This is a genomic window from Nonomuraea glycinis, from assembly GCF_035920485.1.
GTDB classification, from domain to species: domain Bacteria; phylum Actinomycetota; class Actinomycetes; order Streptosporangiales; family Streptosporangiaceae; genus Nonomuraea; species Nonomuraea glycinis.
Genome location: NZ_CP109166.1, coordinates 5,365,020 through 5,383,161 on the forward strand (window position 1 = coordinate 5,365,020; position 18,142 = coordinate 5,383,161).

Genomic DNA, 18,142 nt, shown 5'->3' on the forward strand with positions numbered 1-18,142 from the left:
TCAACGGTAATAGCCGATGCGCTGGCTTATCTCCAGCGCGCCCTGGGCCATGATCTCGCCCACCTCGGGCAGCCGCTGCGGGGTGAGCCGGTAGGAGGGGCCGGAGGCGCTGACCGCCGCCACCACCGAGCCGTCGCTGCCCATGATGGGCGCGGCCACCGCGTTCAGGCCCAGCTCCAGCTCCTCCACGGTGAAGGCCCAGCCGCGCCGCCTGATCTCCGCCAGCCCCAGCAGCCGTACGTCGGTGATCGTCATGGGGGTGAATCGTTCCAGCTCGTCGGGCAGCAGCAACGCGTCGTGGGCCAGCAGCACCTTGCCGCTGGAGGTGGCGTGCGAGGGGGTGCGCTGGCCGACCCAGTTGTGCCCGCTGATCGCCGACGGGCCGCGCGCCTGGCTGATGTTGACCGCGTAACCGTCCTGGGGCACCGCGACGTTGACGGTCTCGCCCACCTGCTCGGCCAGCCGCCGGCAGACGCGCCTGCTCTCCTTGGCCAGGTCGAGCTGGGCCGTGGCGGCGCCCGCCAGCCGCACCACACCGAATCCGAGCCGGTAGCGCCCCCGGTCACCGCTCTGCTCGACGAGCCCGCCCTGCTCCAGAGCGGTCAGCAGCCGGAACGCCGTGGACTTGTGCACGTCCAGCGCGTTGGCCAGATCCGTCACCCGGGTCGCGCCCTCCCGGGCGAGGATCTCCAGAATCGCGATGGCCCTGTCGACTGATTGCACTGAGCTGTTGCTCATAGCGCAACACCATAGCTGGCGAGCGCCGTTTTCTCAGCCTTCGCCGATCACCGGCCTGAGTTCCGCGCCGAACGCGTGCGCGATGCCACGCATGCTCTCGGCCAGTTCCTCGCGGTCCAGCGCGTCGATCCGCTCGGCCGGGCCGGACACCGACATGGCCGCCACCACCCGGTCCCCGTCCCGGACAGGTACGGCCATGCAGTGCACGCCGAGCTCCTCCTCGCCCAGGTCCATGGCGTAACCGCGGGCCCGCACGAGCTCCAGCTCGGCCATCATGGCCGGGCCGTCGGTGATCGTGTTGGGCGTGCGCCGGGGCATCCCGGTCCGCTCGAACACCGGCAGCGCCTCCCCGGCCGCCCGGCCGGCCAGCAGCACCTTGCCCACGGCCGTGCTGTGCGGCAGCACCCGCCGGCCGACCTCGGCGAACATGCGCAGCCTGCGCGGTGAGGGCACCTGCGCCACGTAGACGACGAAGTCGCCTTCGAGCACCGCCAGGTTCGCCGTCTCACCGGACAGCTCCACCATCCGGGTCAGGTAAGGCTGCGCCCACACGGCCACCATGCTCTCGGCGACGCCGCCGAGCCGTACCAGGCCGCCGCCCAGCGCGTAGCGCCGGTCGGACTCCTGACGCACGTAGCCGCGCGCCAGCAGGGTCCGCAGCAGCCGGTGGATCGTCCCGTACGGCAGCCCGGTCCTGGCGGCGATCTCCGACAGCCCCGCCTCGCCACCGTGCTCGGCCAGCGCTTCGAGCACGTCGAGCGCCCGCTCGACCGACTGCACGCTCACAAACTCACCCCGCGCAGCGAGGCGTCCAGCACTTCGGCGGTGTGCGCCACCCTGATGTCGGCGCCGCCGCGCCGCATCGCCGCGACGATCTGCATCGTGCAGCCCGGATTGGCCGACACCAGCAGCTCGGCGCCGGTCGAACCGACCGACCTGGCCTTCCTGTCGCCCAGCTCGCGGGCCGCCTCCGGCTGGAAGATGTTGTAGGTGCCGGCCGAGCCGCAGCAGATCGCCGCGTCGGGCACCTCACGCAGCTCCAGCCCTGGGATGCCGCGCAGCAGCTCGCGCGGCTGGGCCCGGACGCCCTGCGCGTGGGCCAGGTGGCAGGCGTCGTGGTAGGCGACGGTGAGCGGCAGCGGGTGCCGCTCGGCCACCGGTCCCAGCTCGGCCAGGAACTCCGACAGGTCCAGGACCCGGAAGCCGGGCTCCTCGCCGAGCAGCTCGCCGTACTCCTTCATCGACGAGCCGCAGCCGGCCGCGTTCACCACGACCGTGTCGACGCCCGCCCTGCGGAAGGTCCTGACCGTGCGGCGGGCCAGCCGCCTGGCCTGGTCCGCGCGCCCGGAATGGACGCTCAGCGCCCCGCAGCAGCCCTGCCCCGGGGGGATCACCACGTCGCAGCCCTCCAGCGCGAGCACCCGTGCCGTGGCCGCGTTGACCTGCGGGAAGAACTCGCCCTGCACGCACCCGGTGAGCATGCCGACCACAGCCCGGCGCGCGCCCCTGGCCCGCACCACCCGTGGCATCCGCTGCCGCCGTGGCGCCGGCGGCGCCAGCCCGGCCATCGCGCCCAGGCTCGGATGGACCCGCTCCAGGAACGGCGCCAGCCGCTCGGCCAGCCGCATCCCCGGCCGCAGCAGCCGCAGCCTGCGCGGGTAGGGGAACAGGCTGAACACCAGGCCGCGCACCGCCCGCTCGCGGGGGTCGCGTTCGTGCTCCCGCTCCACCACCGCCCGGGTCTGCTCGGTCAGCCGGTCGTAGCGCACCCCGGACGGGCAGGCGGTCACGCACGCCATGCAGCCGAGGCAGGCGTCGAAGTGGCCCGCCATCTCCGGCGTCACCGGCGTGCCCTCGACGTGCTGGTCCATCAGGTGGATGCGGCCGCGCGGGGAGTCCATCTCCTCGCCCCACAGCACGTACGTCGGGCACGTGGGCAGGCAGAACCCGCAGTGCACGCAGTCGTTGATCAGCTCCGGGTCCACGTCAGATCCCTCCCACGAACCGGCCGGGGGACATCCTGCGCCCGGGATCGAACCGTTCCTTCACCCGCCGCATCAGCGGCAGCGACCCGACGGCCCCCCACCGTTCCACGCCTTCGTACGGCGTGGCCAGCACGGTCAGGCGGGCGCCGAGGTCGTCCAGCCGGGCGCGCAGCGCGGCCACCGCGTCGATGGTCTTGTCCGCGCCGTGGTCGCCCCACAGCTCCAGCCAGACCCGGCCCGCCACGGCGGAGCCGCGCAGCGAGAACCCGCTGTAGTGCACCGCGTCCAGCACCCGGGTCAGCTCGGCCGGCTCGAAGCGCACCTCGGCCAGGACGTCGTCGTTGAGGATCAGCCCCCAGTTCGGTGGCGGCTCGTCCCTGACGTCCTTGACCACGCCGCCCATCCGGGCGCGCAGCACCCGCGCCCGCTCGTGCGCGGCGGTCCCCTCGACCAGCACGGTCATCCAGATGGGCCCCTGCCCGTGCGGCCAGTCGAGCTCCACGGCGCTGGGCTCCTGCTGCGCGGCGGCCAGCATCGCGGCCAGCTCCCCGGCCTGGCACGGCTCGGCCGGGGAGACCCGCGGCGGATCCACCACGGCGACGATCCAGCGGCGCTCCACGGGCAGCGGATGCAGCCGGAACGTGGCCTCGGCGATCACCCCGAGCGTGCCGAAGGAGCCGGTGAACAGCTTGCCCAGGTCGTAGCCCGCGACGTTCTTGACCACCTTGCCGCCCGACTTGGCGATCGTCCCGTCGGGCAGCACGACCGTGATGCCGATGAGCAGGTCGCGGGCGGTGCCGTACCGGAAGGCGCGCGGGCCGGCCACGGCGGCGGCGAGCGTGCCGCCGACCGTGCTGCCCTCGGCGAACGGCGGGTCCAGCGCCAGCTCCTGCCCCCGCTCCGCGAGCGCCGCCGACAGCGCCTCCATCGTCACCCCGGCCTGCGCGCGCACGACCAGGTCGCCCGCCGCGTGCTCGACGATCTCGTTCATGCAGCACAGGTCGAGCAGCACGTCGCACCGCTCCGGCGCGGGACCCCAGTGCAGCTTGGTGCCGCCGCCGGTGGGCACGACCGCCAGATCGTGCTCGGCGCAGGCCCGCAGCACCGCCGACACCTCCTCGGTCGTCTCCGGCAGGGCCACCCACGTGGGGGTCACCCCGCACACGGCGTCGCCGGGGCCGGCGTCCCTGAGCGTCACGCCGGTCCCGGCCAGCTCCTGCGACGGCATCAGAACTGCTCCGCCCGGCCGGACTCCACCAGCGGATGCACGCCCTTGCGCACGCCCGGCACCTCGCCGCAGAGCCGCGGCGTGGGGAAGACCTTGCCCGGGTTGGACAGGCCCCGGGGGTCGAAGGCACACCGGACGAGCTGCATGGTGTCGAGATCCGCCTCGGAGAACATCTTCGGCATGTACTTCGCCTTGTCCACACCCACCCCGTGCTCTCCGGTGATCGAGCCGCCGTGCTCGATGCACAGGTCCAGGATCGCGCCCGAGACCGCCTCGGCCCGCTCGCCGGCCCCGGGCTCGGCGTCGTCGAACAGCACCAAGGGGTGCAGGTTGCCGTCACCGGCGTGGAAGACGTTGGCCACCCTGATGTCGTACGCGGCCGAGAGCCGGTCGATCTCGGCCAGCACCCGGGGCAGCGAGGTGCGCGGCACCACGCCGTCCTGCACGATGTAGGCAGGGCTGATCCGCCCGACGGCGGCGAACGCCGACTTGCGGCCCTTCCAGATCGCCGCCCGTTCCGCCGGATCCGCCGCCACCCGCAGCTCGAACGCGTCGGAGCAGATCTCCCGCAGCCGCTCGAACTGCCGCTCGACCTCGACGGCGGGCCCGTCCAGCTCCACGATCAGCACCGCGCCGGCGCCGGCCGGGTAGGCGCAGGCCACCGCCGCCTCGGCCGCCTCGATGGCCAGGGCGTCCATCATCTCGATCGCGGCGGGCACGATGCCCGCGCCGATGATCGCCGAGACGGCCTTGCCGCCCTGCTCGATGCTCTCGAAGGCGGCCAGCACCGTGGTGACCGCCTGGGGCGCGCGGCTCAGCCGTACAGTGATCTTGGTCGCGATGCCCAGCGTGCCCTCGGAGCCGACGAACGCGCCGAGCAGGTCGTAGCCGGGGTCCATCCGGTCGAGCGTCACCAGGTCGCCGTCGGGGGTGACGATCTCGCAGGCCTCGATGTGGTTGACGGTGAAGCCGTACTTCAGGCAGTGGGCGCCGCCGGAGTTCTCCGCCACGTTGCCGCCGATGGAGCAGATCTGCTGGCTGGAGGGGTCGGGCGCGTAGTAGTAGCCCTGGTCGCGCACCGCCTCGGTGATTGCCAGGTTGGTGACGCCCGGCTCCACCACCGCCCGGCGGTTGGGCAGGTCCACCTCCAGGATGCGGCGCATCCTGGAGGTGACGATCAGCACGCCGTCCTCGCGCGGCAGCGCGCCACCGGACAGGCCGGTGCCGGACCCCCGGGCCACGAACGGCACCGCGAACTCGCCGCAGAGCCTGACAACCCGCGCGACCTGCTCCGCCGTCTCCGGCAGCACGACCACGCCGGGCGTGGCCCGATGGTAGGTGAGTCCGTCACATTCGTAGGTACGCAGCCGCACCGGGTCGGTGATCACCCACTCGGCGGGCAGCACGCCACGCAGCTCCTCGATCAGCGTGTCCAGCATGACGCCTCCCGCATGCTCGCCCTATATCCGTAAATATATGGCGACACCTACGGCATGCGGGCGTAGGCGGGAAGCGTCAGGAAGTCGGCGAAGTCGTCGTCCAGCGCCACCTCCGTGAACAGCGCCGTCGCCTGGCCGTACAGCTCCTCGTCGTAACCCGGCTGGGCCGCGATCTTCGCCAGCTCCTCCGCGATGATCCGCTCGACCAGCTCCTTGGTCACCGGCGCGCCGGTGTCGGCGAGGGTGATGTCGTTGTGGATCCACTGCCAGATCTGCGACCGGGAGATCTCCGCCGTGGCCGCGTCCTCCATGAGGTTGTGGATCGCCACCGCGCCGAGCCCGCCCATCCAGGCGGCCAGATAGCGCAGCGCCACGTCCACGTTGTTGCGCAGCCCGGTCTCGGTGATGTCGCCCGGCGTCTCCGAGACGGACAGCAGGTCGGCGGCCGAGACGCTGACGTCCTCGCGCAGCCGGTCGAGCTGGTTGGGCGCGGAGCCGAGCACGCCGTCGAACACCTCCCGGCAGACCGGGACCAGGTCGGGGTGGGCCACCCAGGAGCCGTCGAAGCCGTCACCGGACTCGCGCGTCTTGTCCCCGCGCACCTTCTCCAGCGCCGTCGCGTTCACCTCGGGGTCGCGGCGCGACGGGATGAACGCCGCCATCCCGCCGATCGCGTGCGCGCCGCGCTTGTGACACGTACGCACGAGCAGCTCGGTGTAGGCGCGCATGAACGGCGCCGTCATCGTCACCGCGTTGCGCTCCGGCAGCAGGAACTCGCGGCCCCGGGTGCGGAACTTCTTGATCACGCTGAACAGATAGTCCCAGCGCCCCGCGTTCAGCCCCGCCGAGTGGTCGCGCAGCTCGTAGAGGATCTCCTCCATCTCGAACGCCGCCGGGTAGGTCTCGATGAGCACGGTCGCCCTGATCGTGCCCTGCGGGATCCCCAGCAGCTCCTGCGCGCGGACGAACACCTCGTTCCACAGCCGCGCCTCCAGGTGCGACTCCAGCTTCGGCAGGTAGAAGTAAGGTCCCCGCCCCTTGTCGAGCTGCCGCTGGGCGCAGTGGAAGAAATAGAGGGCGAAGTCGAACAGGGAGGCCGCCACCGGCCGCCCGTCGACCAGGGCGTGCTTCTCGTCCAGGTGCCAGCCGCGCGGCCGGACCACGACCGTGGCCAGCTCGGCGTCCGGCTTGAGCGCGTAGGTCTTGCCGCCGCTCTCGAAGTCGATCGTCCGGTCGAGAGCGTCCCGCAGGTTGAGGTGGCCGCTGACGCAGTTGGCCCACAGGGGGGAGTTGGCGTCCTCGAAGTCGGCCAGCCACACCTTGGCGCCGGAGTTGAGCGCGTTGATGGTCATCTTGCGGTCCACCGGGCCGGTGATCTCCACGCGGCGGTCCTCCAGGCCGGGAGCCGGCGGCGCGACCCGCCACTCGCCCTCCCTGACCGCCTTGGTCTCCGGCAGGAAGTCCAGCGTGCCGCCCGCCGACAGCTCCGCCTGCTTCGCCTGGCGGGCGTCGAGCAGCTCCAGGCGCCTGGCGCCGAACTCTCGCTGCAGAGCCGCCACGAAGTCCAGCGCCTGCGGCGTCAGGATCTCGTCGAACCGGTCGAGCATCGGGCCGGTGATCTCCATGGGTCCTCTTTTCCACTCTGTGGAAACCAAGTTTTGTATTATGGAAGGGAAGCTACGCCATAGGGGTTCCACGGGTCAAAGGCGGGGGTTACCCCGGGTGGTGTTCCGGGGCATCCCCGATGTGTGCGGGACCGAACACGGGCGATCATTCAAGGCATGAAGACGATCGCGATCGCGGGTGGACTCCTCGCCTCCGCCGCACTGCTGTCGGGCTGCGGCCTCGCTGGCCTCGGCGGCCCGGCCAACCAGGACACCGTCAGCTACGAGGTGACGGACAAGGTGACCAGGCTCCACGTCAAGAGCGGGTCCGGCGACACCGTGATCACCGAGACCGACGGCAACGCCATCCGCGTGGTCGAGACGCTCCAGTGGCGCGACAGCAAGCCCGACGCCCAGCACTCGGTCGACGGCGACACCCTGTTCATCAGGTACGACTGCGCGCAGAGCTGGGGCAACTGCAGCGTCAACTACAAGATCGAGATCCCCAAGGGGCTGCAGGTGGACGCCGACGCCGGCTCGGGCGACATCACGCTCAGGTCCCTGACCGGCCCGCTCAACCTCACCGCGGGCTCCGGCGACGTGGACGCCTCCGGCCTGGCCGGCAAGAAGGTCGTCGCCGAGGCGGGATCGGGCAACATCGAGCTGAAGTACACCACCGCCCCCGACAGCGCGGAGCTGGAGGCCGGCTCCGGTGACGTGACCCTGCACGTGCCCGGCGGCGCCTACGACGTCAAGACCGACGTGGGCTCCGGCGAGGAGAACGTGGCGGTCGACAAGGACCCGAACTCCCCGCGCAAGCTGCGGCTCACCGTCGGCTCCGGGGACGTCAACGTGCTCGCGGGATAACCAGGTGATTACTTCTGGGATGTCGTGTCACCATCGGGGAAGACACTGAGGTGTCCAGACGTTGCCTATTAGAGATGACACGAATGCACGAATACTCCGCGCTCGACGAGTTCGAGAACGGCGACATGGACCTCGAGGAGCGCCAGGCGCTGCGCCGCGTGGCGGGCCTCTCCACCGAACTCCAGGATGTCTCCGAGGTCGAATACCGCCAGCTGCGGCTCGAGCGAGTCGTCCTGGTGGGCGTCTGGACCTCCGGGACCAGCACCGATGCCGAGAACTCGCTCCAGGAGCTGCGGCTCCTGGCCGAGACCGCCGGCTCCCTGGTGCTCGAAGGGCTCATCCAGCGTCGCCAGTTCCCGGACCCCGCCACCTATATCGGCTCCGGCAAGGCACTGGAGCTGCGTGACGTGGTCGAGGCGACCGGCGCCGACACGGTGATCTGCGACGGCGAGCTGAGCCCCGGCCAGCTCCGCCAGCTCGAGGAGACGGTGAAGGTGAAGGTCATCGACCGCACCGCCCTGATTCTCGACATCTTCGCCCAGCACGCCAAGAGCCGCGAGGGCAAGGCCCAGGTCGAGCTGGCCCAGCTGCAATACCTCATGCCGCGCCTGCGTGGCTGGGGTGGCAACCTGTCGCGCCAGGTCGGCGGTCGCGCCGCGGGCGGCGTCGGCATCGGCGGCCGTGGCCCCGGTGAGACCAAGATCGAGCTGGACCGCCGGCGCATCCGCGAGCGGATGGCCAAGCTGCGCCGCCAGATCAAGGACATGTCCACCTCCCGCGACACCATGCGGGGCCGGCGCCAGCGGCGCGAGGTGCCCGCCGTGGTCATCGCCGGCTACACCAACGCGGGCAAGTCCTCGCTGCTCAACCGGATCACCGGTGCGGGCGTGCTGGTGGAGGACGCGCTGTTCGCCACCCTCGACCCGACCGTACGCCGCGCGCGCACGCCCGAAGGCAGGGTGTTCACGATCGCCGACACGGTCGGCTTCGTGCGCCACCTGCCCACGCAGCTCGTGGAGGCGTTCCGGTCCACGCTGGAGGAGGTCGCCGACGCCGACCTGATCCTGCACGTGGTCGACGGCTCGCACCCCGACCCCGAGGGCCAGCTCGCCGCCGTGCGCGAGGTCTTCGCCACCATCGAAGGCGCGAGCGACGTGCCCGAGATCGTGGTGATCAACAAGGCCGACGCCGCCGACCAGGAGGTGCTCGACCGGATCGCCAGGCGCGAACGGGACAGCATCGTGGTCTCCGCCCGCACGGGCACCGGGATCGGCGAGCTGATGGAGCTCATCGAGCGCCGGATGCCCCAGCTGGACCACGAGATCTCGCTGCTGATCCCGTACGACAGGAGTGACCTGATCTCGCGCGCTCACAAGGAGGGCGAAGTGATCTCGGTCGACCACGTCGCCGACGGCACGATCCTGCACGCCCGCGTGCTGCCCAGCCTCCACCAGGAGCTGGCGCGGGTCGGCAAGCCGGTCGAACGCGTCGCTTAGAGGGACGCCTGGGCAGCTCTCGCTCGAAAGGGCGCAGGGCTGCCCAAATGCCGTAGTGGTCCCGCAACGCTGGGATTGCTAGGATTAGCGCAGCCTTACCGATCTAAGGCACAGGTTTCGGATGATGACTTCTGCGATCCAGGAAACACGCGGGAGTCCGTGGGCGAAGGTGTGGCAGGGTGACGGTTGGGATCAGTGAGCTTTCTTCCGAATAACCCTGTACAGCGAGCGCACCTGTGAAATAACGTAACTGAACTGAAATCGCCGGATCATGAGTCCAGCGATACGGTCACCGCAGGTTTTTCGCGGATGAGAGCAGGAGACCCCCCATGTCGTCCGGACCCGGAGCGGACTCAGTGGGCGCGGCGCAGGCAGCCGTGCGCTGTGTGCTGCTCAAGCGTGGGGCGGTGATGCGGTGACCGTTCGGCTTCTGACCAACATCGGCCGCCTCTGGACCGGCAACGAAGTCCTCAGCAACGCGGCCATCCTCGTGCACAACGATCGCATCGCGTGGGTCGGGCGGGCGCCCGACCTGCCGCAGAGCGTGCCTGGTGTCGTCGACGACATCGTGGACGTCGATCATGTCGAAAACCTGGGCGGCGCGCTCGTCACGCCCGGCCTCATCGACGCCCATACCCACCCGGTCTACGCCGGCAACCGCTACGCCGAGCTGGCCATCCGCACCGGCGGCTCCACCTCCGCGTCGATCGCCGCCGCTGGTGGCGGCGTGGGCTCCACCGTCACCGTGACCCGCGGCACCGACCCCTGGACGCTCTGCAACGGCGTACGCGAACGCCTGCGTGACTGGCTGCTGGCCGGCACCACGACCGTCGAGGCCAAGACCGGCTACCACCTCACCCGCGACGGCGAGCTCGCCGACGTGCGGCTCCTGCGCGAGCTGGAGAAGGAGCCGATGATGCCGCGGGTGCACGTCACCTTCCTCGCGGCGCACGTGGTCCCGCCGGAATACTTCGGCCGCCAGCGTGAATACGTCGAGGCCGTGGGCGCCTGGTGCGCCGACGCGGCGGCGGCCGGCGCCGACAGCGTGGACGTCTACTGCGACGAGGGCCACTTCACCACCGAGGAGTCCCGCTGGGTGCTCGCCTCGGGCCGCAACGTCGGCCTGCTGCCGCGCATCCACGGGGGCCAGTTCAGCCGGCGCGGCGCCGTTCAGCTCGCCGCCGAGCTCGGCTGCGCCTCCGCCGACGGGCTGCACCACATGTCCGACGAGGACATCGCCATCATGTCCCGCTACGGCGTGCCCGCCGTGGTCTGCCCGGCCACCGCGCTCCAGAGCGGCAACCTCCCGCCCGTCCGCCAGATGATGAAGCACGGCGTGCAGATCGCGCTCGGCAGCGACCACAACCCGGGACACTGCGGCATCACCTCGATGTCGCTGGTCATCGCGATGGCCGTGTCGGCGTTCGGGATGAGCGTCAACGACGCGCTGCGCGCCGCCACGCTCGGTGGCGCCAACGTGCTCGGCGCTCCCGACCGCGGCGTCCTGGCGCCGGGCCGCCTGGCGGACATCGTCCAGTGGGACGCCGACCACGAGGGCGCCTTCGCCTGGTCCTTCGGACTCAAGCCGCGCCGGGTCTGGCGGGGTGGGACTCCGGTCCAGTAGTTAACCTCGGTTCATGTCGCCAGCCGTCGCCGTAGTCACCGATTCCACCGCATATCTGGCCGACCTTCCGGGCATCAGAGCTGTCCCCGTACAAGTGATCTGCGAGGACAAGTCCTGCGATGAGTGGGATTTTTCCGGAGATTTGGCGTTAGCGACCACTTCGCGGCCTGCACCCGCGCGCTTCGCGCAGTGCTACGAGGAGCTCGCCGCGGCCGGTGCGACGGGCGTCGTCTCCATTCACCTGTCGGGAGAGCTCTCCGGTACGGTCCACTCCGCCTTCGCGGCGGCCGCGGACGCCCCCGTGCCGGTCGAGGTGATCGACAGCCGCTCCATCGCGATGGGCCTCGGCTACCCGGTCCTGGCGGCGGCCCGCGCCGCGGCGGCCGGCGACCCCCTGGAGTCGGTGGCGGAGGCCGCCCGGCGGTGCGCCGAGCGGACCCGCTCGTTCTTCTACGTCGACACCCTGGAGTACATCCGCAGGGGCGGCCGCATCGGGGCCGCGGCGTCGCTGGTGGGCTCGGCCCTCATGATCAAACCGCTGCTGCATCTGGTGGACGGGCGCATCTCGCTGCTGGAGAAGGTACGCACCTCCAGCCGGGCCATCTCCCGGCTGGAGGACCTGGCGGTGCGGGCGGCGGGGGAGGGGGCCGTGGAGATCGCGGTCCAGCACCTGGCGGCCCCGGACCGCGCCGCCTCCCTGGCCGAACGGCTGAGCAAACGGCTGCCTGGGCTGGTGAGGTCACAGGTGGTGGAGATGGGAGCGGTGGTCGGAGTCCACGTGGGACCGGGCATGCTGGGACTGACGGTCACCTCGACTTGACCGTGCCGCCGTCTATAAGTGGTCGGTTTCCGAACTGATCATTCTTGTCTCTCGTTGTCCCCAAGGCGGCTGGCGGCTGTGCCGGTTGTCCACAGAACGCTGTTCGGCTGGATGCGTAGGGTGAGCTGCCACGTAGGTTCTCCGCCGTGCGCACTTCAGATCCCACCGCGGAGCGGGCCATAGCCGAGTCCCGGCTGCGATCCATCACCGATCCTGAGCGCGCTCCCCTTCTCGCCCAGGTGCCGGCCACCTTCCAGGCGTTCCGCGCGGCCGTGAGCACCTCGGCGCTGGACCCAGGCAGGCCGGGGCTGCGAGCTCTGCTGGCTTTGGCCGCCGTCGCCGTGCTCGTCGCGGGCTTCTTCCTCTGGCGCTCCCAGCCCACCCCGGAGCCACTGGCCGCCCCCACGCCCATCTCCAGCCCTCAGCCCGCCGCCTCACCCGCCGCCTCACCCGCCGCCTCACCCCGATCCTCCCCGACGGCTCAGGTGACGGTCCACGTCACCGGCAAGGTGCGCAGACCAGGCGTCTACTCGCTCCCCATGGGCGCCCGAGTGACCGACGCGGTCACGGCCGCCGGAGGCGTGCGCAAAGGAGCGCCCCTCGGCTCGGTCAACCTGGCCAGACGCCTGACGGACGGTGAGCAGATCCTGGTGGGCGCCACCGCCCCGGCTGCGGTTGCCGGCGTCACCCCACCAGAAGCAGCCGTCCTGGACCTGAACGCCGCCACCCCCGACCAGTTGGAGCAGTTGCCGGGCGTGGGAGAGGTCCTGGCCGCCCGCATCATCGACTACCGCACCACCCACGGCGCCTTCACCAAGGTCGACCAACTCCGCGACGTAAGCGGCATAGGAGCAAAGAAATACGAGGAGATCAAGCCGAAGGTACGCGTCTGACATGCCTCCACCCGTCGACCGCGCACGTGCCGGGATGAACGCACCTTCGGCTGCCGCCTGGGTTGCGTCGACTGCGCCCTGCGACTCATCGCGCCCGAAGACCGGAGCCGGCCCTCCGGCTGCCGATCCTCCCGACGGGGAGCTGAGCGACGTCGTCGTCTCCGGTCGCTTCTGGCCGCTCATCCTTCCCGCACTGGCGGCCTGGGCCGGCGCTCTCGTTCTCCTCGGCTGCCCAGCAGCGGTCGGCGCGACGGTGGCGGCCCTGGCCACAGCCGGTGCCGGGTCCGCCGCCTGGCTGGCCCGCCCATCCTCCGGCCGCAACGTGACCATCGCCGTCCTGATCTGTGTAGCGGCCACCGCCGCCTCGATCGCCCTGCGCGTCCACGCGGTCACCACGGGCCCGACGGCCGCGCTGGCGGTCAGGAGCGCGACCGTGACCGCCGAGATAACCCTGACGAACGACCCCAAGATCAGACGCTCCACGACCGCCTACTTCACCCGGGACAGCGTCATAGCCGAGGCCACCCTGGAATCACTCCGAACCGGACGCCAACGCATGGCCGTCCACACCCCGATCGTCGTGTTCGCCAACGGCGCCGAGTGGCGTGACCTCCTGCCCAGTCAACGCCTGCGCGTATCGGGCCGCCTCGCCGCACCCACCTCGGGCACCCTGACGGCCGCCGTTCTCCTGGTTCGAGAGCCACCCCAGATCCTCACGCCCCCTTCGCCGATCCAGACCGTAGCGGGCGCTTTCCGGCAAGGCCTCCGCACGGCCGCCGACATCCTTCCGCCGGATCAGCGCGGCCTCCTCCCCGCCCTGGTGGTAGGCGACGTCTCCCGTATGGACCGGCAGGTGAACTCGGACCTCCAAGAAGCAGGACTAAGCCACCTAAATGCCGTAAGCGGCGCAAATCTTGCCATCGTCGCGGGTGCCGCCCTGGCCCTTTCCCGCCTGGCGGGCCTGCCCCTGGCCCCGCGAGCCGCCTTCGCGGCCCTCGCCATGCTCGCCTTCGCCATAGTGGCCCGACCATCGCCCAGCGTCCTGCGAGCGCTCCTCATGGGCTTGGTAGCAGCCGCCGCCCTCGGCACAGGCCGCGCCAAGGACGGCATGGCCGCGCTCTCGGCCACCGTCCTCCTGCTGATCCTGTTCGCCCCCGAACTGGCCCACTCCTACGGCTTCGCCCTGTCAGTCACCGCCACCGCGGGCATCCTCCTCCTGGCCGCCCGCTGGCGCACTCGCCTGACCGACCCTCACCCCACAACCTCAGACAGGAACTCCTCCACCCCAGCAACTTCCACCGCAGACGACGGCATCGGGGGCAATGGCATCCGCACCACGGTGAGCACGCCCGAGAAGATGCGCGTGACGGCATCGGAGCAGCCCATTGGTTCGGAGCAGCCCATTGGTGAGGTGAGGAGACGCCGGCCTCGGTTGCCTCGGTGGGTGGCGGAGGCTGTTGCGGTGTCCGCGGCGGCGCAGGCTGCCGTCACGCCTGTGCTGGTGCTCATGGCGGGGCAGGTGAGCCTCATAGCCGTGCCGGCCAACCTGCTCGCCGGAGTGGCGGTGGCGCCCGCGACCCTACTCGGGTTCGTCGCCGCTCTGATCGCACCCTTCTGGCCCGAGGCCGCCCAGTTGCTGGTGATCCCGGCGGGATACGCGGTGGGCTGGATCATCATGGTGGCGCGGTGGGCCGCGAACGTGCCCATGGCCAACCTCCCGTGGCCGGCAGGCTTGGCAGGGCTGGTCCTGCTGGCGGTCGTCGTAGCCGTGGCGGTGCCGGTGATGAGGCGGCGCGCGTGGCGGACGGTCACCCTGACGGTGGTCGGAGCGGCTCTGGTCGCGATGCTCGTCCTACGGCCGATCGTCGCCCCCTGGCCGCCTCCGGGGTGGCTGATGGTGATGTGTGACGTCGGCCAGGGCGACGGTCTGGTGATCGCGGCAGGTCCACAGCAGGCGGTGGTCGTCGACGCCGGCCCGGACCCCTCCGTGATGGACGGCTGCCTACGCAGAATCGGCATCCGCGACGTGCCGCTGGTGATCCTCACACACCCACATGCCGATCACGTGAACGGCCTCACGGGCGTGCTCCGGCACAGGCGCGTAGGGGCCGTCCTGACCAGCCCGTACCGCGACCCTTCACCACAGGGCGCCCATCTCACCGCGGACCTCGCCCGCCGCCGCATCCCGACATGGACCGCGCAGCCCGGCACGAGATGGCGATTCGGCCCTTCCGAGTTGACCGTCCTCGCCCCCGACCCGGCGAACGCCCGAACGGACGGGCAGGGAGAGGGCAGCGCCGCCAACAACTCCAGTGTCGTGATCCACGTACGCTGGCCCACGGGCTCGGCCCTCCTCAGCGGCGACATCGAGTCCGAGGCCCAGGAAGACCTGCTCCGCGGCCCACTACCGCAGGCCGACATCCTGAAAGTGCCCCATCACGGCTCGCCGCGCCAGGTCCCCGCCTTCTTCCACGCGGTCAAGCCGCGCGCCGCGCTGGTCAGCGTCGGGAAGGACAACGGCTACGGCCACCCCGCCCCCAAGACGCTGGCCGCGCTGCGCCACCTCGGGGCCCGTACCTACCGCACCGACGAATCCGGCGACCTCGCCATCGTCACCTCCGGCACCGGCCTGGCGGTGGTGGCTCGGGGCACCGAGATGCGGTGAGGTCCGGGGACGGCGCGTCACCTCGTGCTGATCAGCCGTTGTCGACGCGCTCCACGAAGTTCAGGATGGCGGCGGCGAGGGCTTCGGGGGCTTCCTGTGCCACGAGATGGCCGACTCCCTCAAGCCGTACCGAGGTGACGTCGCCCGCGGCCACCTGGCGGAAGGTCCGCTCGGTGAAGGGGGCGCCGGCCGCGTCGACGGTGAGGACCGGCACGGTCAGGGGATGCGTCTCGGTCAAGGCCTTGGTCCTGCCCGCGTCGGAGAAGAAGGCGGACTGGTAGAGGCCGGCCGTGCCGCGCCACCCGCCGGGGCGCGCGTACGACCGGGTGAACTCGTCGATGTCGGCGTCGGTGACGGCGTCCTTTGCCGCGGTCATCATGGGGTAGGCCCAGTCGGCGAGCAGTTGCCGTTCGTGGCCGGGCAGGAGCATTTCCGGGATGCCCGGGGCGCCGAGGAACCCGACGTGCCACGAGCCGCCGTGGTTGACGTCGGCGAGGCTCTCGAGCCCGTACCCGGCCAGGGTCGTCTCGATCGCGGTGAGACTCAGCACCTCGTCAGGATGCGCGGAGGCGAAGCGGAAGCCCGGACCCCCGCTGATGTCCTGGCACAGGGCGTGGACCGGGCCGGAGCCCAGATGCCCGACCAGGTGGTGCAGGTCCTCGGCCAAGGTGGCCTCGTCGTAGCCACCGTCGGTGTTGCTCGAGTCGCCGAACCCGCGAAGATCGACGGCGAAGACCCGGTGCGTCGAGGCCAGCAGCGGGATCAGCTTGTGGAAAGCCCACCACGTCTCCGGCCATCCGTGCACGAGCAAGATCGGAGAGCCGGTGGTTCCGGCCGCGACATAGTGCAGCCGGGTGCCGTTGACGTCGGCCAGATGGTGGGTGACGCCGGGGATGGTAGCGCCGGCAGGCGTGATGGTGGACATGCGTAACTCCTCAGGTCGACCCAGGTCGACAGCTTGGCTGTCGATGACAGTAGACAGCCAAGCTGTCTTTGTCAAAGGCTCTATAGGCTGACCCCATGTCCCGATCCGGAGCCGACCTCGCCCTGCTCCTGCTCGGCGGGTTCCGCGCCCTCGCCGACCGCGCGACCGCGGAACTCGCCGCGCGCGGGTACGAAGACGTCCGGCCGGTGCACGACTTCGCTCTGCGGGCGATCCTGTCCGGCGCTGACAATGCCTCCGAGCTCGGCCGGCGGATGTCCATCGCCAAGCAGTCGGCGGCGAAGACGATCGCCGGGCTGGAGGAACGCGGCTTCGTGCGGCGCGAGCCGGATCCGACCGACAGGCGGCGGATCCGCCTCCACGTCACCGAGCACGGACTCGCGATGTTGCGCGAGGGTGAAGCGATCTTCGACGAACTGCGCGAGCAGTGGGAGCAGCAGGTGAGTGCGGACGCCATCAAGGGCCTCGAGGACACGCTTCGCCGGCTCCTCGGAAACAACACAGGCCGGCTCGATACGCCCGGGTGGCTCATGCAGGACCTGGGCGGCGACGCCTGACGCGGATGGACCGTAGCCACGATGCTCTGTCGGGCGGGGCCCGGTAACGCCTCTGTCGGGCGGGGCCGGGAAGGCTTCTGTCGGCCGGGGCCGGTAACGGTTCTGTCGGGCGGTGCCTGGTGGCGCTCATCGATCAGGTGTTGTTGGTCGGGCGTCGGCTTCGGCATGGGTCTGCAGGATGCGGTGAGTTCCAGGTTGTCGGTCGGGCGTGGCATGCTGCTGGACATGGCGGGAACCGATCCAGCACCTGTGACCTTGGTGGTTGGCGATGAGGAGTTGCTGGCCGAGCGGGCGGTGGCGGCCGTTGTCACGGCGGCGCGGGCCGGCGGGGCCGGGGCGGAGGTGCATGATCTGGCCGGATCCAAGGTGGCGACCGGTGAGCTGACGCAGTTGACGTCGCCTTCCCTGTTCGGGGATCAGATCGTGGTGGTGATTCGGTCGGCGCAGGATCTGGTGAAGGATGTCATCGCCGAGGTCGTGGCCTATGCCAAGCGGCCCTCCGACGACGTGGTGCTCGTGCTGGCGCATCCGGGCGGGGTCAAGGGGAAGGCGCTGGTCGACGGGGTCAAGAAGGCCGGGGCCAAGGTCGTCACCATCAGCAAGGTGACCAAGGCCGGAGATCGGCTCGACTTCGTCAAGAGCGAGGTCAAGAGGGCGGGGCGCAACATCTCGCCGGATGCGGCTCAGGCGCTGCTCGACGCGGTGGGCAATGATCTGCGGGAGCTCGCGGCGGCCTGTGGTCAGCTGACGTTCGACACGCAGGACAAGACCATCAACCTCAATGCGGTGGCCCGCTATCACAAGGGGCGGGCCGAGGTCACCGGGTTCAATGTGGCGGACTCGGCGGTCGAGGGGCGGCTGGGGGAGGCGCTGGAGCAGTTGCGGTGGGCGCTCGGCACCGGGGTCGCCCCCGTCCTGCTGGTGAGCGCGCTGGCCGGCGGGTTGCGGTCCATCGCCAAGGTGGGCGGCGCACCTCGAAACCTGCGCGGGGGGCAGTTGGCCAGCCATCTGGGGATGCCGCCGTGGAAGATCGACCGGGTCAAGCGGCAGCTCAACGGCTGGGGCCCCGAGGGGCTCTCCGACGCCATGCAGGCGGTGGCCGACGCTGACGAGCAGGTCAAGGGCGGCGGCGCCGACCCGGCCTACGCACTCGAACACACCGTCCAGGTCATCGTGGCGAGCCGCACCGGCCGCTGACCGCCGCACCTCTGAGCCGCTTGCTCCGGGCTCGCGCTGCCCGACCTCATGGACCGGAGGCCGCACACTCGTCCGATCCCGTAGAA

Annotated in this window: 15 protein-coding genes; 8 read left to right on the top strand and 7 right to left on the bottom strand. The window is 70.8% G+C overall.

Annotation, left to right across the window (positions count from 1 at the left end; translation table 11 throughout):
• Genes OHA68_RS25275 through aceB form a run of 6 tightly spaced genes read right to left on the bottom strand, consistent with a single transcriptional unit; the run spans window position 1 to window position 7,015 of the window.
• Window positions 1-738 carry an IclR family transcriptional regulator gene (locus tag OHA68_RS25275; RefSeq protein WP_327102448.1) on the bottom strand — a complete coding sequence of 246 codons (738 nt, stop codon included), beginning with the start codon at window positions 736-738 and terminating at the stop codon, window positions 1-3.
• A 33-nt stretch (window positions 739-771) separates the two neighbouring features.
• A complete protein-coding gene (locus OHA68_RS25280; RefSeq protein WP_327102449.1) occupies window positions 772-1,524 on the bottom strand; it encodes an IclR family transcriptional regulator in 753 nt (250 codons plus the stop codon).
• On the bottom strand, window positions 1,521-2,723 hold the full coding sequence (locus tag OHA68_RS25285; protein WP_327102450.1) for a (Fe-S)-binding protein: 1,203 nt from the start codon (window positions 2,721-2,723) through the stop codon (window positions 1,521-1,523). The genes OHA68_RS25280 and OHA68_RS25285 overlap by 4 nt, the downstream gene beginning before the upstream one ends.
• A 1-nt stretch (window position 2,724) precedes the next feature.
• A complete protein-coding gene (locus OHA68_RS25290; RefSeq protein WP_327102451.1) occupies window positions 2,725-3,951 on the bottom strand; it encodes an FAD-binding oxidoreductase in 1,227 nt (408 codons plus the stop codon).
• Window positions 3,951-5,390 (bottom strand): FAD-linked oxidase C-terminal domain-containing protein, encoded by a 1,440-nt coding sequence (locus OHA68_RS25295; protein WP_327102452.1) that lies wholly within the window; start codon window positions 5,388-5,390, stop codon window positions 3,951-3,953. Before OHA68_RS25295 ends, OHA68_RS25290 begins: the two co-directional genes overlap by 1 nt.
• Before the next feature lie 47 nt (window positions 5,391-5,437).
• Window positions 5,438-7,015 (bottom strand): malate synthase A, encoded by a 1,578-nt coding sequence (gene aceB / locus OHA68_RS25300; RefSeq protein WP_327102453.1) that lies wholly within the window; start codon window positions 7,013-7,015, stop codon window positions 5,438-5,440.
• A gap of 156 nt (window positions 7,016-7,171) precedes the next feature.
• Here aceB and OHA68_RS25305 point away from each other — a divergent pair, with 156 nt between their 5' ends.
• From OHA68_RS25305 to OHA68_RS25330, 6 genes are all read left to right on the top strand, one after another.
• Complete coding sequence (locus OHA68_RS25305) at window positions 7,172-7,861, top strand: DUF4097 family beta strand repeat-containing protein (protein ID WP_327102454.1); 690 nt, start codon at window positions 7,172-7,174, stop codon at window positions 7,859-7,861.
• A gap of 83 nt (window positions 7,862-7,944) precedes the next feature.
• Window positions 7,945-9,357, top strand: coding sequence for a GTPase HflX (gene hflX, locus OHA68_RS25310; RefSeq protein WP_327109559.1), 1,413 nt, complete (start codon window positions 7,945-7,947; stop codon window positions 9,355-9,357).
• Window positions 9,358-9,772: 415 nt separating this feature from the next.
• On the top strand, window positions 9,773-10,981 hold the full coding sequence (gene hutI, locus OHA68_RS25315; RefSeq protein WP_327102455.1) for an imidazolonepropionase: 1,209 nt from the start codon (window positions 9,773-9,775) through the stop codon (window positions 10,979-10,981).
• 13 nt (window positions 10,982-10,994) lie between these two features.
• Entirely contained in the window at window positions 10,995-11,801 is an 807-nt protein-coding gene (locus tag OHA68_RS25320; RefSeq protein ID WP_327102456.1) for a DegV family protein, read from the top strand.
• Window positions 11,802-11,947: 146 nt separating this feature from the next.
• On the top strand, window positions 11,948-12,694 hold the full coding sequence (locus OHA68_RS25325) for a ComEA family DNA-binding protein (RefSeq protein WP_327102457.1): 747 nt from the start codon (window positions 11,948-11,950) through the stop codon (window positions 12,692-12,694).
• 34 nt (window positions 12,695-12,728) lie between these two features.
• Window positions 12,729-15,359, top strand: a complete 2,631-nt coding sequence (locus OHA68_RS25330; RefSeq protein ID WP_327102458.1) for a ComEC/Rec2 family competence protein — start codon at window positions 12,729-12,731, stop codon at window positions 15,357-15,359.
• A 31-nt stretch (window positions 15,360-15,390) separates the two neighbouring features.
• Here OHA68_RS25330 and OHA68_RS25335 read toward each other — a convergent pair whose 3' ends face one another.
• Window positions 15,391-16,284 carry an alpha/beta fold hydrolase gene (locus OHA68_RS25335; RefSeq protein ID WP_327102459.1) on the bottom strand — a complete coding sequence of 298 codons (894 nt, stop codon included), beginning with the start codon at window positions 16,282-16,284 and terminating at the stop codon, window positions 15,391-15,393.
• Between the two features lie 95 nt (window positions 16,285-16,379).
• On the opposite strand from OHA68_RS25335, the gene OHA68_RS25340 reads away from it, so the two are divergent.
• Together OHA68_RS25340 and holA are read left to right on the top strand one after the other, a co-directional pair.
• Complete coding sequence (locus tag OHA68_RS25340; RefSeq protein ID WP_327102460.1) at window positions 16,380-16,859, top strand: MarR family winged helix-turn-helix transcriptional regulator; 480 nt, start codon at window positions 16,380-16,382, stop codon at window positions 16,857-16,859.
• Window positions 16,860-17,072: 213 nt separating this feature from the next.
• Window positions 17,073-18,056, top strand: a complete 984-nt coding sequence (holA, locus tag OHA68_RS25345) for a DNA polymerase III subunit delta (protein ID WP_327109560.1) — start codon at window positions 17,073-17,075, stop codon at window positions 18,054-18,056.
• Window positions 18,057-18,142 lie beyond the last annotated feature (86 nt).

What these genes read in the sequence shown, in the direction of transcription:
- OHA68_RS25275 (WP_327102448.1), bottom strand. Translation starts at nt 738, where the DNA reads ATGAGCAACAGCTCAGTGCAATCAGTCGACAGGGCCATCGCGATTCTG.
- OHA68_RS25290 (WP_327102451.1), bottom strand. Translation starts at nt 3,951, where the DNA reads ATGCCGTCGCAGGAGCTGGCCGGGACCGGCGTGACGCTCAGGGACGCC.
- OHA68_RS25295 (WP_327102452.1), bottom strand. Translation starts at nt 5,390, where the DNA reads ATGCTGGACACGCTGATCGAGGAGCTGCGTGGCGTGCTGCCCGCCGAG.
- aceB (WP_327102453.1), bottom strand. Translation starts at nt 7,015, where the DNA reads ATGGAGATCACCGGCCCGATGCTCGACCGGTTCGACGAGATCCTGACG.
- OHA68_RS25305 (WP_327102454.1), top strand. Translation starts at nt 7,172, where the DNA reads ATGAAGACGATCGCGATCGCGGGTGGACTCCTCGCCTCCGCCGCACTG.
- hflX (WP_327109559.1), top strand. Translation starts at nt 7,945, where the DNA reads ATGCACGAATACTCCGCGCTCGACGAGTTCGAGAACGGCGACATGGAC.
- OHA68_RS25320 (WP_327102456.1), top strand. Translation starts at nt 10,995, where the DNA reads ATGTCGCCAGCCGTCGCCGTAGTCACCGATTCCACCGCATATCTGGCC.
- OHA68_RS25330 (WP_327102458.1), top strand. Translation starts at nt 12,729, where the DNA reads ATGAACGCACCTTCGGCTGCCGCCTGGGTTGCGTCGACTGCGCCCTGC.
- OHA68_RS25335 (WP_327102459.1), bottom strand. Translation starts at nt 16,284, where the DNA reads ATGTCCACCATCACGCCTGCCGGCGCTACCATCCCCGGCGTCACCCAC.
- OHA68_RS25340 (WP_327102460.1), top strand. Translation starts at nt 16,380, where the DNA reads ATGTCCCGATCCGGAGCCGACCTCGCCCTGCTCCTGCTCGGCGGGTTC.
- holA (WP_327109560.1), top strand. Translation starts at nt 17,073, where the DNA reads ATGCTGCTGGACATGGCGGGAACCGATCCAGCACCTGTGACCTTGGTG.